Source organism: Stenotrophomonas sp. 1278 (assembly GCF_029892765.1).
GTDB lineage: Bacteria > Pseudomonadota > Gammaproteobacteria > Xanthomonadales > Xanthomonadaceae > Stenotrophomonas > Stenotrophomonas indicatrix.
In genome coordinates, this window is sequence record NZ_JARXWD010000001.1 from 1 (window position 1) to 15,177 (window position 15,177).

General features: G+C 68.4%; 12 protein-coding genes. 7 read left to right on the forward strand and 5 right to left on the reverse strand.

Features of this window, described 5'->3' with window-relative positions; all coding sequences use genetic code 11:
• The first annotated feature begins 360 nt into the window (after positions 1–360).
• The 3 genes from M2299_RS00005 (at position 361) to M2299_RS00015 (ending at position 6,243) form a co-directional block, all read left to right on the forward strand.
• Positions 361–4,932 carry a YadA-like family protein gene (locus M2299_RS00005; RefSeq protein WP_280883587.1) on the forward strand — a complete coding sequence of 1,524 codons (4,572 nt, stop codon included), beginning with the start codon at positions 361–363 and terminating at the stop codon, positions 4,930–4,932.
• Between the two features lie 62 nt (positions 4,933–4,994).
• A complete protein-coding gene (locus tag M2299_RS00010) occupies positions 4,995–5,831 on the forward strand; it encodes an OmpA family protein (protein WP_025878550.1) in 837 nt (278 codons plus the stop codon).
• 121 nt (positions 5,832–5,952) lie between these two features.
• A complete protein-coding gene (locus tag M2299_RS00015; RefSeq protein WP_170929478.1) occupies positions 5,953–6,243 on the forward strand; it encodes a hypothetical protein in 291 nt (96 codons plus the stop codon).
• Between the two features lie 84 nt (positions 6,244–6,327).
• On the opposite strand, the gene M2299_RS00020 is transcribed toward M2299_RS00015, so the two are convergent.
• Positions 6,328–7,155 carry a class I SAM-dependent methyltransferase gene (locus M2299_RS00020; protein WP_280883588.1) on the reverse strand — a complete coding sequence of 276 codons (828 nt, stop codon included), beginning with the start codon at positions 7,153–7,155 and terminating at the stop codon, positions 6,328–6,330.
• A 64-nt stretch (positions 7,156–7,219) separates the two neighbouring features.
• Between M2299_RS00020 and M2299_RS00025 the strand changes: the two genes are divergently transcribed.
• Positions 7,220–7,624: a MerR family transcriptional regulator gene (locus tag M2299_RS00025; RefSeq protein WP_025878553.1), complete on the forward strand. Its 405-nt coding sequence runs from the start codon at positions 7,220–7,222 to the stop codon at positions 7,622–7,624.
• A 15-nt stretch (positions 7,625–7,639) separates the two neighbouring features.
• On the opposite strand, the gene M2299_RS00030 is transcribed toward M2299_RS00025, so the two are convergent.
• From M2299_RS00030 to M2299_RS00040, 3 genes are all read right to left on the reverse strand, one after another.
• Positions 7,640–8,356 carry an MgtC/SapB family protein gene (locus M2299_RS00030; RefSeq protein ID WP_025878554.1) on the reverse strand — a complete coding sequence of 239 codons (717 nt, stop codon included), beginning with the start codon at positions 8,354–8,356 and terminating at the stop codon, positions 7,640–7,642.
• A gap of 84 nt (positions 8,357–8,440) precedes the next feature.
• Positions 8,441–10,207, reverse strand: coding sequence for a chloride channel protein (locus tag M2299_RS00035; RefSeq protein ID WP_049469216.1), 1,767 nt, complete (start codon positions 10,205–10,207; stop codon positions 8,441–8,443).
• Positions 10,208–10,270: 63 nt separating this feature from the next.
• Positions 10,271–12,352 (reverse strand): TonB-dependent siderophore receptor, encoded by a 2,082-nt coding sequence (locus M2299_RS00040; RefSeq protein WP_280883589.1) that lies wholly within the window; start codon positions 12,350–12,352, stop codon positions 10,271–10,273.
• Positions 12,353–12,483: 131 nt separating this feature from the next.
• Here M2299_RS00040 and M2299_RS00045 point away from each other — a divergent pair, with 131 nt between their 5' ends.
• Positions 12,484–13,404, forward strand: coding sequence for a M14 family metallocarboxypeptidase (locus tag M2299_RS00045; RefSeq protein WP_280883590.1), 921 nt, complete (start codon positions 12,484–12,486; stop codon positions 13,402–13,404).
• A gap of 67 nt (positions 13,405–13,471) precedes the next feature.
• Here M2299_RS00045 and M2299_RS00050 read toward each other — a convergent pair whose 3' ends face one another.
• Positions 13,472–14,323: a LysR family transcriptional regulator gene (locus tag M2299_RS00050; RefSeq protein ID WP_033831329.1), complete on the reverse strand. Its 852-nt coding sequence runs from the start codon at positions 14,321–14,323 to the stop codon at positions 13,472–13,474.
• Between the two features lie 161 nt (positions 14,324–14,484).
• On the opposite strand from M2299_RS00050, the gene M2299_RS00055 reads away from it, so the two are divergent.
• Together M2299_RS00055 and M2299_RS00060 are read left to right on the forward strand one after the other, a co-directional pair.
• A complete protein-coding gene (locus M2299_RS00055; RefSeq protein WP_099784469.1) occupies positions 14,485–14,838 on the forward strand; it encodes an SMR family transporter in 354 nt (117 codons plus the stop codon).
• The gene (locus tag M2299_RS00060) at positions 14,838–15,158 is read left to right on the forward strand and encodes a multidrug efflux SMR transporter (protein WP_222389192.1); all 321 of its coding nucleotides are present in this window, start codon (positions 14,838–14,840) and stop codon (positions 15,156–15,158) included. Before M2299_RS00055 ends, M2299_RS00060 begins: the two co-directional genes overlap by 1 nt.
• Positions 15,159–15,177 lie beyond the last annotated feature (19 nt).

A 15,177-nucleotide genomic window follows, 5' to 3' on the forward strand; every position in this document is an offset into this window, starting at 1 on the left:
CGGTGTGGGCTTGCAGGACCGTTGGCGCCATGGATGGCGCCATCGAGCCCCCATGGACGGGTTTACGGCGTGTCCTGCAAGCCCACACCGCCCCGCCAACCCGCAGAAAACCCAGAGCCGGCTGTTCCTTCGGCTTTGGCTTTTGTTTTCGCCTCTGCGGGTGCCGGGCGGCAGCCCGGCCAGCCCTCCCTGCCGGATTTGCATATGTGGCTGCCGAATCCGGCCGTGGATTTGCCGGAATGCGCGATTGCCCTGCCGGAATGAAGTGCTCAGCCCTCGCTGAAAGGCGCGAAATGTCAGTCACCTGCCTAACGGCAAGTCCACTGACATTCAAGTTGTCCGCCTACGGGGGAAATGCTCATGAACCGCATCTACCGGCGTGTATGGAACCGCCAGCTCAATGCTCTGGTTGTGGCCTCGGAACTGGCCACCGGCGATAGCGGTGGTACCGCACCGCGCGACCGTCGTGCCAGCCTTCTGGTGCCCAGCACCCTGGCCATGGCACTGCTGTGCGTGCTGGCCAGCGGACCTGCGGCGGCGACAGAGGCCAATCAATCGCTGCGCGACCTGCAGGCGCTGGCAGCCAAGTACACCCAGCCGATGCCGGTGAAGGTGGACGCCGAAGTGGCGCTGGCCGCGGCTGCACGACAGGCCCAGGCGAACCCGGCGATCAGTGCCAACGCACGCGTCGGCCTGCAGCTGAGCACAACGTCATTGCCGGTCGTGCGCGACGTGCTGCCGGCCACCGTGCAGGTCAAGCTGGCGGCCGGCGCCGCGCCGCGCCAGGTGCCTGCACCGGTGCTGGGCGCCGACGTGCGCGCCAACATCGGTGTTGGCACTGCAGCCGCTACCCGTGTCGATGCCGCGCTTGCGGCGAACGTCGCACCGGCCGCACAGGCGCCGTTGGGTCTGGCCGCCAACGCGGCAGCAAAGGCCGATGTCGGCGTCGCCGGCAAGCCGGTTGCCAGCATTGACGCCGGCACCCAGGTTGCCGCGGCAGCGGGTGTAACGCCGTCCGGCTTGAAGGCGGCCGTGGATGGCAAGGTCGATTCGCAGCTGGTCGTGGCCGGCAATCACATCGAAGGCCAGGGCCAGATCGGTGCCACCGCAGCGGTCACGCTGCCGGCCAAGGAAGAGCTGCCGGGTGACACCGATGACCGCGCGATCACCGCAGCGTTCGATACCGGCGTGGCAGGCAAGGTACGGGTGCAGGGCAAGGACGGCGAGGAAATCGTCGCCGATCGCAATCTCAAGCTGGCCGGCACCGCAACCGTCGCCGCGCAGAACAGCGCGCTTGGCCTGGGCGGCCTGCTCAACGGCGTCGGCACTGCGCTCAACGGCGTTGGCAGCGCGGTCGGCAGCCTGCTCAATGGTGACCTCAACGGCACCGTCGGCAACCTGACCGGCGCCGTCGGTGGCCTGGTCGGCAATACCCTGGGCAGCCTCGGCCTGAGCTCGCCGTCGGCCATTCCGCCGACCAGCCCGAAGGCGCCCGCCGCTGCCGACCCGAACGCGGGCCTGGTGATCGGTACCGGTGGCCTGGTGGGCGGTGTCACCGAACTGCTCGGACCGACCACCGCCAGCCTGTTCGGCGGCACCGGTTACCTGTCCAACGGCAACCTGAAGCTCAGCACCGCCAACGTCATGCAGACCTATTCCACGGTCAACGTGCTCGGCCTGCCGGTGGTCAATGCAACGCCGGTCGGCACCACGCTCAACGGACTGGGTGGCGCGGTCACCGGTGGCAGCTCGCACCTGACCCTGATCGGTGGCGTCACCTCCGACAGCTACATCTACAACATCAACAACGGCAATCCCGGTGGCCTGCTCGGCCTGCTGCTGCCGACGGACTCGCCGGCCTGGGCGGCCAAGTGCCTGGACATCGCGCTGGCGGACATCTCCTGCTGGGCGGTCAACGCAGCGCAGGACTACCAGGTGCTGATGGGCGATGGCGCCTATGCCAACGGCTCCAAGGAGGTGGTGATCGGTGCCAACGCCCGCCATGAACTGCCCAAGGTCGATGCCAACGTCGCCTTCCCGGGCGCGGGCGCCAATGATCCGAGCGATCCGACCGGCGTTCCCACCGCCGACTATGCAGCACGCATGGGGCACTCGGTGGTGGTCGGCGACAGTGCCAGCGGCACTGCCAACGGGCAGACCCTGCTCGGCGCAGAGAGCACCTCCAACCAGGCCAACTCGGTGGCGCTGGGCTATCGCTCGGCCGCACTGCGCGGCGCGCAGGCCAGCTACAGCGCTTACGGCCTGACCACCGCACAGGTGTCGGCGGGCGAAGTGTCGGTGGGCACCGCAGGCGGTGGCGAGCGGCAGATCACCAACCTGGCGGCCGGCAGCGCCAACACCGATGCCGTCAACGTGGCCCAGCTGAAGGGTGCGATCAGCCAGATCGATGCGGTCGGCGCGGCGGCGGTCACCTATGACCTGGATGGTGCAGGCGACCCCGACTACCGCCGTGTCACCCTCGGCAATGGCACCGGCACCACCACCATCGGCAACCTGGCCGCCGGCGCGGTCAACGCCACCAGCAGCGAGGCGGTCAATGGTGCGCAGCTGTTCGCCAGCAACGACACGATGGCAAAGTTCTTCGGCGGACGCGCAGCGTTCGATCCGCTCACCAGCACTTTCACCGCACCGCTGTTCGAGATCAGCACCATCTCCACCGGTGGCGCCGTGGCCCCGGGGCTGTATGACAACGTCACCGACGCCTTCGATGCGGTGGATGGTTCGCTGGTCAACCTCAACACGCAGATCAACGACATCCGCAACACCGGCACCCGGTACCTGCGGGTGAATTCGACCGGTGCCGACGCCGTGGCCAGCGGCGCCGAAGCGATCGCCGTCGGTGCCGGTGCCAGCGCAACCGCCGCCAACAGCATCGCGGTCGGTGCCGGCAGCCTGGCCGACCGGGCCAACAGCGTGTCGATCGGTGCCGCGGGCGCCGAACGCCAGGTCACCAACGTCGCCGCCGGCACCGCCAGCACCGATGCGGTCAACCTGGGTCAGTTGCAGGCTTCCGAAGAGGGCGCGCTGCGCTACGACCTCAACGGCGACGGCAGCGTCAACTACGCAAGTGCGACGCTCGGCCAGTCCGGCACCGCCACCACGCTGCGCAACCTCGGCCCGGGCCAGATCAGCGCGGCCAGCAGCGAAGCAATCAACGGTGCGCAGTTGTTCGCGGCCAACCAGACGGTGGCCACCCACCTCGGCGGCGGCGCTGCAGTGGATGCCAATGGCGTGGTCACCGCGCCGACCTACACGCTCAACAACGTCGCCGCCAATGGCACGGTCAGCCAGGGCAGCTACAACGACGTCGGCACGGCCTTCGATGCGGTCAGCAATTCGCTGGCCAATGTGGCCGAGCAGACCGATGACCTGGACGCGCGCGCCGTGAAGTACGACGTGGACGGGAGTGGCAACGTGGTCGATACCGTGACCCTCAGCGGTACCGGCGGTGCAGCGGTGAAAGTCACCAACGTGGCCGCCGGCAGCATCCTGGCGGGCAGCAGTGATGCCATCACCGGCGACCAGCTGTTCAGCACGCACCAGACGGTGGCCAGCTACTTCGGTGGCAGCACCGTGTACAACGGCAGCACCGGGCTGTGGACCGCGCCGACCTTCAACATCTCCACCATCGCCACCGATGGCACCATCACCGGCAACGACTACAGCAACGTCACCGCTGCGTTCTCTGCAGTGGACGGCTCGCTGCGGGTGCTCAACCAGCGCATCAGCAGCGGCGGCGGCAGCCCGTACCTGGCGGTCAACTCCACGGCTGCCGCAGCCACGGCCACCGGTGCCGAAGCACTGGCGGTCGGCCCGCAGGCCAGCGCAGCCGGTGCGGGCAGCGTAGCAGTCGGCAACGGTGCCAATGCCAGCGCGGGCAACAGTGTTGCGCTGGGTGCCGGTTCGGTGGCCAGCGTCGGTGCGCAGACCGGCTATACCGGTGCCTATGGCCAGGCCGGCGCCAGCAACTCGTCCGGTGAGGTGGCGGTGGGCAGCAGTGGCAGCGAGCGCAAGATCACCCACGTGGCCGATGGCTCCGACGACCATGATGCGACCAACGTCGGCCAGCTGAAGAACGGCGTGAACTACGCCATCGACCAGTCCAAGGCCTACACCGACCAGAAGATCCAGAACATCACCAACGTTGCCGGCAGCTTCCGCGCCAACAACAGCAACAACCTGGCCGATCCGGCCGCCACCGGCGCCAACTCCGCCGCGGGCGGTGCCGGCTCCACTGCGGCCGGGGCCAACTCGACCGCATTGGGCAACGGCTCGCAGGCGCAGGCAGACAACTCGGTGGCGCTGGGTGCAGGCTCGGTCGCCAACCGCGCCAATACGGTGTCGGTGGGTGCAGCCGGTGCCGAACGCCAGGTGGTCAACGTGGCCGATGGTTCGCAGGCGACCGATGCGGTCAACGTGCGCCAGCTGCAGGCTTCGCAGCAGGGCACGATCCGCTATGACACCACCACCAACGGCACCACCAACTACAACAGCGTGACCCTGGGCAGCACCAGCAGCGGCCCGACCACGGTGCGCAACGTCGCTGCCGGCACCGCCGGTACCGACGCGGTCAACGTCGACCAGCTGAAGTCGGGCATGGCGCAGACCCTGGACTGGTCCAAGGCCTACACCGATGAGCGCATGGGCGGCTTCGAACGCGACCTGCGCAAGACCGACAACCGCGCCTCGGCCGGTATCGCCTCGGCGATGGCAACCGCATCGCTGCCGCAGCCCAGCGAAGCCGGCCGCAACATGGCCTCGATCGCCGCCGGCAGCTACAACGGCGAATCCGGCGTGGCCCTGGGCATCTCCGGTGTCTCCGAGGGCGGTCACTGGATCTACAAGTTCAGTGGTTCCACCAACAGCCGCGGCGAGGCCGGTGTGGCCGTCGGTGCCGGCATCCAGTGGTGATCGCCTGCGCCGGGTCGCATTCGCGGCCCGGCGCAGCGGGCAACGTCTACAGGGGGAATGACATGAAACCGCATCGCATCGCTCGCAGTGGCCGCGTCGCCGCCACGCTGGGCCTGATCCTGGCCGCAGGGCTGCTGGTTGCCTGCCGCAGCCACGCACCGGCCGCCGACGGCCCGGCCGACAGCACCGCCGTCACCTTCCCGGAGGCCAGCAAGGCATCGCTGAAGGAAGGCATCTATCCGGATATCGCCGACCTGCGCCGGTTCGCACCGGGCATGAGCAAGCGCCAGCTGTACACGTTGCTCGGCACCCCGCACTTCAACGAAGGCATGTGGGGCGTGCGCGAGTGGAACTACCTGTTCAACTTCCGCACCGCACAGGGCGCGGAGTACTTCACCTGCCAGTTCCAGGTGCGCTTCGACAACAAGGGCATCGCCCAAGGCGGCTACTGGAAGCCTGAATCGTGCGCAGCGGTCCTCGACCCGCCGCGTCCGCCGCCACCGCCGGCGCCGGCGCCCTTGCCGGAGCAGCCGCTGCGGCTGGCTGCCGATGCACTGTTCGGCTTTGACAGTGCCGTACTCAGTGCCAGCGGCCAGCAGGCCGTGCAGGGTGTACTGGCGCAGGTGCGTGAGGCCAGCCAGGTGCAGTCGATCCAGGTGGTCGGCTACACCGACCGCATCGGCAGCGCTGCCTACAACCAGACGCTGTCGCAGCGACGTGCCGAGGCGGTGCGCATGGCGCTGGTACAGGGCGGCGTATCCGCGGCGAGCATCAGCGCTGAAGGGCGGGGTGCGGCCGAACCGCTGGTGCAGTGCGACCAGCGCAACCGGCGCGAGCTGATCGCCTGCCTGGCGCCCAATCGCCGGGTGCAGATCGCGGGCGTGGCCCGATCGCACTGAATCCCCGCGCCGGGGCGTGCCCCGGCATCCCGAGTCCCCCCTGTCCTGCCGGCAGGACGTGGAAACGTCTCCCCCGTTTTCCACGCCTGCCGGTGGGCAGGTTTCTTCCCTGGTGCACCTGATGAATGCCCAATTCCTGCCCTTGTCCATGAAGACGGAAGCCACTCTCAGCGTGTACGGCCAGCTCGGCAACCATGCGGTCGTGCGCATTCCCGGGCGCCGGCTGCCGGGCCTCATCCTGCAGGCCGACACCGTTGCCGGCTTCCTCACCCAGCTGCAGGAAGCACAGGCGTGCCTGCGCAGCGGCCGCGCGCAGCGTGCCGACGCCGAGCTGGACATGCTGGTCGACATGCTCGAGCAGTGGTACGCGCTCATCGAATCGCGCCTGGCCGATGCCGGCGAGGCCTTGTAGAGAAACAGGGGACGGAGGGGATCAAGTCGTTTCCCGCACAACCGGGGCATGAACGACTTGATCCCTTCGTCCCCTTTTCTGTTGCTATGCGCGGGCGCGGATCATCCAGCAGGCGGTTTCCACCCGCACACGGTCAGCGTCGATGAACGGTGCGAACGCGGTCAGCGCCTGCTGCAGCAGCGCTTCGGCGCGTGCGGCCGGCAACGCACGCAGGGCCAGACCCACAGGTCCGAGCTGGCCGACGTAGCTGGCCAGCGCATCACGGCTGAGGAAGCAGGTCAGGTCCAGCGGCGCGATGTCCACGTCCTGCCATCCGGCACGCTGCAGCAGCCGGCGCACCCGTTCGCCATCGGCGAAAGCGAACTGCCCCGGTGCACCGGCTACCCGCGCCGGCAGCACCAGCTGGTCTGCAAGGGCGTGCTCGGCGGTGGTCATGAACGGATTTTCCTGCGCGCTGCGCCAGGCGATGCAGCGCAGGCCCGCGCCCGTTCGGGCGGCACGGTGCAGGTTGGCGAAGGCGGCCTGCGTGTCCTCGAAGAACATCACCCCGAAGCGCGACTGGATCCAATCGTAGCGCGCCGTTGCGAAGGGATGGCGCTGGGCATCGGCAACGATGAAGTCGACCCCGCGCCCGATCGCGGCGGCGCGCTGGCGGGCCAGGTCAAGCATCGGTGCGGAGATGTCCACGCCCGTGCAACGGGCGTCAGGGCGTGCTGCGGCGGCGCTCAGCGTACTGGCGCCGGTGCCGCAGCCCACGTCCAGCAGTTCCGTGACGGTAACCGGCAGCTCGTCGCGCAGGGCATCGGCCATCGGTTGGAACAGGTCGTCCAGCAGGGTCTGCTGCGCGACCCAGTTCTCGCCGGCGGCGCCGTTCCAGAGCGTGTTCTGATCGAGCGGGAGTGAATCGTCCATGGGCTTGCCTTGCGCGGGGAGTGCGACCATGGTGGCGCTTGAAGCCCACTTGAGGTCAAGCACGATGCAGGAACTGGATATCGGTGAGGTGGTCCGCCGCAGTGGCGTGCCGGCCTCCACGCTGCGCTACTACGAGCAGCTCGGCCTGTTGCAGGTGCTGGGGCGTCGCGGCCTGCGCCGGCAGTACCACGAACAGGTGCTGGAACGGCTGGCACTGATCGGCCTGGGGCAATCGGCAGGCCTGTCGCTGCAGCAGATCGGCGCAGCGATGCCGCAGGGGGCAGGGCTTGCACTGGATCGCACGGCATTGCTGGCCCGGGCCGATGCGCTGCAGCAGCAGATCCGCAGATTGCAGCGGGCTCAGGATCGGCTGCGGCGGGCTGCCGCCTGTCCACACGCCGAGGATGCTCGGCGCTGCGCCTCGTTCCGCAGGTTGCTGCGAGCGCAGCAGCGCGTAGCGCGCGGATGAACTGCCGACACCCGCTCAATCGCGGGTGCTGACTTCCCAGGTGGCATGCAGCACGCCCGGTACCTGTTCCATCCGCGCCAGCACCACGTCCAGTTCGTCGGCGCTGACCGCGGTGCTGACCAGCACTGCGATCACATCAGTGGGCGCATCGGCGTGCTCCACCAGTTGCACGTCGCCAACGGGGTACTGCGCGGCTTCCAGCGCATCGACCAGGCGCTCGCGCACGCGCGGCACCGCGTCGGCATCCACGCTCAGGCGCACTTCGTAGGTCGCTTCGCTGGCGGCTTCGTTGATCGGGATGCGATTGATCGCGTTCACCAGTGGCCGCAGCAGGGTATTGCCGGCGATGATCAGTACGGTCAGCAGCACCCCTTCGGCCAGCATGTCCGCGCCGGTGCAGCTGCCCACGGCAGCCGAGCACCACAGCGTCGCGGCGGTGTTCAGGCCGCGCACGTTCATGCCTTCCTTCATGATCACGCCGGCGCCGAGGAAGCCGACGCCCGAGACGACGTAGGAAATGACCCGCACGGCCTCGGCGCTGCCGGCGATGCGCATGCCCAGGTCAACGAAGGCGGCAGCGCCGACAGCCACCAGCACGTTGGTGCGCAGGCCAGCGGTGCGTTGCCGGTACTGGCGTTCGGCGCCGATCAGGGTGCCGAGCACGAACGCCGCCAGCAGGCTGACCACGGTGTCGGCGAAGGGGCCGGGCTGGAAGGTTTCAATGAAGCGCATGGCCGCAGTCTACCTCCCGCAGGTGACAGTAGAACCACGCCACGCGTGGAGGGGCAGGGTGCATCATCCACGCATGGCGTGGATCTACTCGTCGACACGCTCGCCCATCATTTCGCGCTGGCGCTTGTCCAGTTCCTCCGCATAGCGCTTGCGCACGAATGCTTCAGACACCACGCCCAGCACCTGGCCATCGTCGGCCACCACCGCCAGCTCGTCGGCCTGGGTCTGGTCGAACCGCTGCATCACGCTCACCACGTCGGCGCTGGCGGCGAGTGCCACGTCGCGGTTCTCGGCGAACGTACCCACGACGTCCTCGGGCTTCACGCCGTCGCCGAACAGGCGCGGAATCTGCACGATGCCAGCGTAGTGGCCTTCACTGTCGATCAGGATCACCCGGCTGCCCGAGCCCAGCGGGAAGCGCTGGCGGAAGGCGGCGGCATCGAGGTCGGCCGGGGCGGTGGCCACACCCTTGCGCATCATCCGCCCGGCATTGAGGTTGTGCACCCAGCCGATGTCACGCGCGCTCTTGATGGTTTCCCCGCGCAGGTGCATGCGCCAGGTCGAGAAGGAATAGCCGAACCACTGCCGCACCAGGGTGCTGGACACCAGCACGGCGCTCATCACCACGCTGGTCAGCAGGAAGTCGTGGGTGCCTTCCAGCACCAGCATGGCCATGGTCATCGGCGCGCCAACCACCGCCGCGGCCAGTGCAGCCATGCCTGCCAGCGCTGCCGACGTGGCGTCGACCACAGGAACGCCGGTGGCCATCGCCAGCAGCCCGGCAAACAGCGTGCCGACCAGGGTGCCCATGAACAGCGAGGCGAAGAACAGGCCGCCGCGGAAACCGAAGCCCAGCGAAATGCCGGAGGCCAGGCATTTCAGCGTCAGCAGCCCGCCGATCCAGATCAGCGGCAGATGGGTGGTCAGGTCCAGGTGCAGCGCTCCGTGGCCGGACGACAGTACCTGCGGGCTGGCCAGGGCCAGCGGAATCAGCAACAGGCCGCCCACCACCGGGCGCCCCCACAACGGCAGCGGGCTGCGCTTGACCGTGCCCTCGATGGAGGCGATCAGGCGCATCACCACGATGCCGACCATCGCACAGCAGCAGCCGAGCAGGCCGTAGATCGCATAGTCGGCTGCGCGCACGTCGATGGTCGATGCCGCCGGCAGCAGATAGGCGTCCACGCCGGCCTGGTCGGCAACGAAGGCGCCGGCCAGCGCGGCCACCGCAACCGGCGCCAGTGCCGCCGGCGTATAGGCACCGATGACGATCTCGAAGGCGTAGAACGCCCCGGCCAGCGGTGCACCGAAGGCCGCGGCGATCGCACCGGCCGCACCAGCACCGACCAGGATGCGCACGTCGTTGCGGCGCAGGCGCATCACCCGCCCCAGCTGCGAGCCGCTGCCGGCGCCCATCTGCGTGTAGGACGCCTCCAGTCCGACCGAAGCACCGCAGCCATTGGAGACCAGGGTCTGGGTCAACACGATCAGGTTGTCGCGCATCGACATGCGGCCGCCATGCAGTGCATTGGCTTCCACGGCATCCAGCAGGGGGCGTTTCAGGCGCGTGGCAGCCAGGCTGACCAGGCCCACCACCAGGCCACCCAGCGGCAGCACCAGCAGGGCAGTCCAGGTCAAAGCGGGCAGCGAGCTCAGGCGCATGCCCTCGTCCAGCCCATACAGCGCCGTCTGCAGGGTGCGTGCCAGCCCAGCCTGCAACAGGGTCAGGCCGCCGGCGATCAGCCCGACCACCAGCGCCAGGGCGATGAACCACAGGTCGCTGCCGCGCAGGCGCAGGCGCAGGCCCTGGAAGGCCAGATGCAGGCGCGATGGCGAAGCGGTGGAGGACATGGTGGCGGCATGATACGCCGCCACCGTGAGCGCTACCGTCACCGCATCAGGCGGTTGCCATGCTCAGAAGCGGTAGCGGCCCTGCACGTAGAACGTGCGCGGCGCGGCCACCATGCGCCCGGCGTTGCCATCCACGTTGCGGGTGTACCAGCGCTTGTCGGCCAGGTTGTTCACGCCCACCGCGACCTCGCTGTCGGCCAGCCAGCGCAGCTGCCAGGCGGCCTGCGCGTTCCACAGGCGTACGCCGGGTACACGGCCTACGCGCGCGTCGGCGGCTTCTTCCCAGGTGTTGGCGGCATCGGAGAACTGGCCGCTCTGGTGGGTGCTGGACACGTTGAAGGTCCAGCCGGCCAGCGCATAACGGGCGCCGACGCTGTCGGTATCGCGCGCGTAGAACGGCACATCCAGGCCGCGGTTGTCGCCGGACTGCTGGATGGCCTTGGTCCAGGTGTAGTTCGCGTACAGTTCCAGCCCGGCCAGCGCGCTGCTTTCGGCAAAGCGGTACTCGATCGCGCTTTCCACGCCCTTGTGGTCGGTGGCGCCGATGTTCTGGAAGGTGGGCGGGGTGATGCCCGGCACCTGCAGGATCTGGTTGTCGAAGCGCATCTTGAACACGGTCACTTCCGCACGCAGCGCGCCATCCTGCCAACGCGCGCCCAGCTCGGTGGTCCTGGCGATTTCCGGGTTCAGCGGATTGGTCGCGCTCTGCGAGTTCAACTGGATGTTCTGCACCGGCCCGAACGAGGTGGTGTAGTTGCCGAACACGGTCAGCTGCGGGGTCAGCAGGTAGGCGACGTTGAGCGAGGGCAGGGCCTTGTCGTTGCGGCTGCTGAAGGTCGCGCCGCCGCCGGCCTGGCGGCGGTCCATGTCGATCCACTCCATGCGCACGCCGGGCGTGATCCGCCACTGGCCGATGGCGATGCGGTCATCAACGTAGAACGAGTGCGCATCGGTGGCGTTGTCGAAGCGGGTGGTCGCGCCGGTCGCACCGGTACGGCGGGTAACGGTGTAGCTGCGGTCGTTGCCACGCTCGCGCAGGAAGCGGTAGCCAGCGGTGATGTCGTGCACGCTGCTGCCCCAGTGCAGGCGCTGGGTGTAGCGCGGCTCGATGCCGAGCACACGGTAGTCGCGCGGCTGCACCGTGATCTGTGTGTTGGCCGCGTTGATCAGCGAACTGGCCCGGTTGCTTTCGTTGTAATACGCCAGCACCTCGAACTCGCTGTTCTCCGACAGCGTGTTGGTGTAGCCCAGGTCGATGCCGGTGCGATGGCCCTTCCAGAAGTCGGACGGGCGGGTGTTCTGGAACGGATCGGCCTGGTACTGGGCGCGGGTCAGGCCGCCAGGAGTCAGAGAGCGCACATCGTAGTACGACAGCTTGGCGCGCAGCTCCTGCTGTGCGTCGATGGCATAGGCGAACTTCAGCGCCAGATCATCGAAGCGGTCATCGCTGCCCTGGCGCCAGCCGCGGCCGTCCTGCCCCGAATACAGCAGGGCCATGCCCAGGCCGTTGTCGGCGGTGCCGCCGAGGAACGCGTTGTACTGGGTGCTGTCGCCGCCGCCGTGGTCGTAAGCGCTGTAGCGCACGCCGGCCTCGCCGTGCAGGCCAGCCGCAGTCGGAATCGCGCGGGTGCTGAAGTTGATGATGCCGCCGACATTCTGCGGCCCGTAGCGCACCGCACCGCCGCCGCGTACCACGTCGATCGATTCGATATTGGCCAGGCTGGCCGGGGCGAAGGAGAGCTGTGGCTGGCCGTACGGCGCAACCGCCAGTGGCACGCCGTCCAGCAGGACGGTCGAGCGCGGCGAGTAGCGGCCGGTCAGGCCGCGCACGCCGATGTTGAGCGAGACCGAGCTGCCAGCGGTGCCGGAGTTGTCGGTGACCTGCACGCCGGGAATGCGGCGCATGGCATCGCCCAGGCTGGCGGCGCCGCTGGCCTCGATGCGCTGGCGATCGACCACGGTACGCGCGCCAGCGAAGCTCTTGACGCTGTCGTGCAGGCCGGTGCCCAACCAACTGCCCGACACCTGGATGCTGTCGAGCGTGGTCGCGCTGTCCTGCGCGAGCGCGCTGGTGACCGGAAACACGCACAGGGCGAGGGCGGCAGCCAAGGGCAGGCGGGCCGGTTGCGGGGCAGGAATGGACATCGGTGCGGGGCGTGGAGGGTCGTAAATGAGAATTATTGCTGATTCCATTCGCCATTGGAATCGGTCCGCCGTTCAGCGCTTTGGCCCGGTGGTAAAGTGGCCGATTGCCTCCTGACCCGCTGAGAACTGCCATGTCCACTGCTGCTTTCTACCCCGTCGGTACCCCTGGCCAGCCGTGGGGCGTTGCGGAAAGGGAGCAGTGGCGTGCGCGCCAGCAGCGCCTGCGCCGTTACGACGAGGAGGTGCTGCCGCGCATCGATGCACTGGCCGGGCACTTCGACAAGGTGGCCTACGGCCAGCTCGACTATGCAGGCGAGACCTACACCCTGTTCGCCCTGCGCAGCCGCGACTGGAACCCGGCGTTGCCGGCCGCGCTGGTGACCGGCGGCGTGCATGGCTACGAGACCAGCGGCGTAATGGGCGCGCTGGAGTTCCTCGAAAAACATGCCGCCCACTACGCCGGCAAGGCCAACCTTCTGGTCGCGCCGTGCGTGAATCCGTGGGGCTTCGAGCGCATCAACCGTTGGAACTTCGATGCGATCGACCCGAACCGCAATTTCCGCGCGGACGGCCCGGCCCGTGAATCGACGGCGCTGATCGAACTGATCGCACCGTTGAAGGGCCAGTTCGTGCTGCACATCGACCTGCACGAAACCACCGACAGCGACGAGAGCGAGTTCCGTCCCGCACTCGCCGCGCGCGATGGCAAGCCGTTCGAACCGGGCCTGATTCCCGATGGCTTCTACCTGGTGGACGACAGCGGGAATCCGCAGCCGGCCTTCCAGCAGGCCGTGGTCGCCGAAGTGGAGAAGGTGACCCATATCGCACCGGCCGACGACAAGGGCGAGATCATCGGTTCTCCGGTGGTCGCGCATGGCGTGATCGAGTACGCGCTGGTGCCGCTGGGCCTGTGTGCGGGCATCACCAGGGCGAAGTACACCACCACCACCGAGGTCTACCCGGACAGCCCGCGCGCGACGCCGCAGCAGTGCAACGATGCGCAGGTCGCGGCGGTGTGCTCGGCGCTGGATTACGCGCTCGCCCATCGTTGATCGGTAGCGCCGGCCGCTGGCCGGCAACCACGGGGCAAGGGGATGCCGGCCAGCGGCCGGCACTGCCTCACCCCAACGCCTCGGCCCACCACAACGCCGCCGGCCCCGGCGGCGTATCGCGGCGCCACACCAGGTCGCTGTGGATGCGGCGCGGCCAGCCCGGCACGCGCAGTTCCAGCAGGCGGCCCCGGTCGTAGCGCTGCACCAGCGCACGCGGCAGTTCGGCCCAGCCGATGCCGTCCTCGGCCATCTCCATCACCATCAGGTAGTCCGACGCGGTCCATGCCGGCCCGCTGATCGGCGGTGCGTGGTCGACCTGCGCACTCAGCCGCACCTGCCGGTGCCGGGCCAGTTGCGCCGCCGCACGCACGCCGGCCTGCGCCAGCGGATGGTCGCTGGCCACGTACACCGCCAGTTCGCTGTGGTGGGCCAGGGGCTGGGCCACCAACGCATCGGGGTACTGCGCCTGGCGCGGCAGCAGTCCCAGCCCGGCGCGGCCAGCATCAACCAGTTCCAGCACGTCGCGCCCCTCGGCATCCAGCCATTCCAGCTCGATCTCGGGAAATGCCTCGGCAAACCGCTGCAGCACACGTTGCGCCGGATCGAGCTGGTAGACATCGGAGAACACCACGGTCAGGCGTGGCTCCACGGGTGCGGCCAGGCGCACGCTGAGTTGCTGCAGGCGCGCGTCGGCGGCAAGGATTTCCTGCGCGTGGCCCAGCACCTGCCGGCCGGCGTCGGTCAACTGCGGATAGCGGCCGCTGCGGTCGAACAGAACCATGCCCAGGTCCGCTTCCAGATGGGCAATGGCAGTGCTGACCGTGGACTGGGTCTTGCGCAGCCGGCGGGCGGCCGCCGAGAACGAGCCCAGCGCGGCGGCCTCGACGAAGGCCTGCAGGGATTCGGGAGAATAGGGCATTGATCCATCGCTCCTGTCGATGGAATCCATTTTGATACCACCGTAAAAGACGATGATACTGGCCGCCGTCGCCCCTGTCTGCGGGGGCGTTCCGGATCATCCACGCACGGCGTGGATCTACTGATGACGTGGCGCGGTCCCCGTCCCGCAAGGAGCTTCACATGTCCTGTACTGTTCCCGCCCGTGGCGCCTTCGTCGCCTGGGCCTGCCTGACCGTGGCGATCGTCGCCGAAGTGGTCGGCACGTCCTTCATGGCTCATGCCGCCCGCGATGGCGGCTGGACCGGCTATGTGGTGATGGCCGCCGCGCTGGCGCTTTCCTATTACTTCCTGGCGCTGTCGGTGCGCCGCATCGCCGTCGGCGTGGCCTATGCGGTGTGGGAAGGCCTGGGCCTGACCCTGCTGACCGTGGTCGGCATCAGCGTGTTCGGTGAGAGCCTGTCGCTGCAGCAGCTGGCCGGTCTGGTGCTGGCGGTGGTCGGCATCGTCTGTGTCACCCTCGGGGAGGCGCACTGATGAACTTGATGGCCTTGTTTTTCGTGATCTGCTCGGCGCTGATCGATGTGGCCGCCAACATGATGGTGGCCAGGTCCGATGGCTTCCGTCGCTGGCGTTGGGGTGTCGGCGCCATCGTGCTGGTCTGGATCGCCTTCGCTCTGCTGGGCCAGGCCGTGCGCTACATGGACCTGGCCACCGCCTATGCGATGTGGGGCGCGATCGGCGTGATCGGTACGGCCACCTGCGGTCGCCTGCTGTTCGGCAATCGCCTGCGCCCGATCGGTTGGATCGGCATCGGCCTGGTCACGGCGGCCGTGCTGCTGCTCAGTACGGCGTGATCTGTCGTGGTGCGGCTGT

Bases quoted from the DNA above. Each gene is read 5' to 3' on its own strand.
- M2299_RS00005 (WP_280883587.1), top strand. From the start codon at position 361: ATGAACCGCATCTACCGGCGTGTATGGAACCGCCAGCTCAATGCTCTG.
- M2299_RS00010 (WP_025878550.1), top strand. From the start codon at position 4,995: ATGAAACCGCATCGCATCGCTCGCAGTGGCCGCGTCGCCGCCACGCTG.
- M2299_RS00015 (WP_170929478.1), top strand. From the start codon at position 5,953: ATGAATGCCCAATTCCTGCCCTTGTCCATGAAGACGGAAGCCACTCTC.
- M2299_RS00020 (WP_280883588.1), bottom strand. From the start codon at position 7,155: ATGGACGATTCACTCCCGCTCGATCAGAACACGCTCTGGAACGGCGCC.
- M2299_RS00025 (WP_025878553.1), top strand. From the start codon at position 7,220: ATGCAGGAACTGGATATCGGTGAGGTGGTCCGCCGCAGTGGCGTGCCG.
- M2299_RS00030 (WP_025878554.1), bottom strand. From the start codon at position 8,356: ATGCGCTTCATTGAAACCTTCCAGCCCGGCCCCTTCGCCGACACCGTG.
- M2299_RS00035 (WP_049469216.1), bottom strand. From the start codon at position 10,207: ATGTCCTCCACCGCTTCGCCATCGCGCCTGCATCTGGCCTTCCAGGGC.
- M2299_RS00040 (WP_280883589.1), bottom strand. From the start codon at position 12,352: ATGTCCATTCCTGCCCCGCAACCGGCCCGCCTGCCCTTGGCTGCCGCC.
- M2299_RS00045 (WP_280883590.1), top strand. From the start codon at position 12,484: ATGTCCACTGCTGCTTTCTACCCCGTCGGTACCCCTGGCCAGCCGTGG.
- M2299_RS00050 (WP_033831329.1), bottom strand. From the start codon at position 14,323: ATGCCCTATTCTCCCGAATCCCTGCAGGCCTTCGTCGAGGCCGCCGCG.
- M2299_RS00055 (WP_099784469.1), top strand. From the start codon at position 14,485: ATGTCCTGTACTGTTCCCGCCCGTGGCGCCTTCGTCGCCTGGGCCTGC.
- M2299_RS00060 (WP_222389192.1), top strand. From the start codon at position 14,838: ATGAACTTGATGGCCTTGTTTTTCGTGATCTGCTCGGCGCTGATCGAT.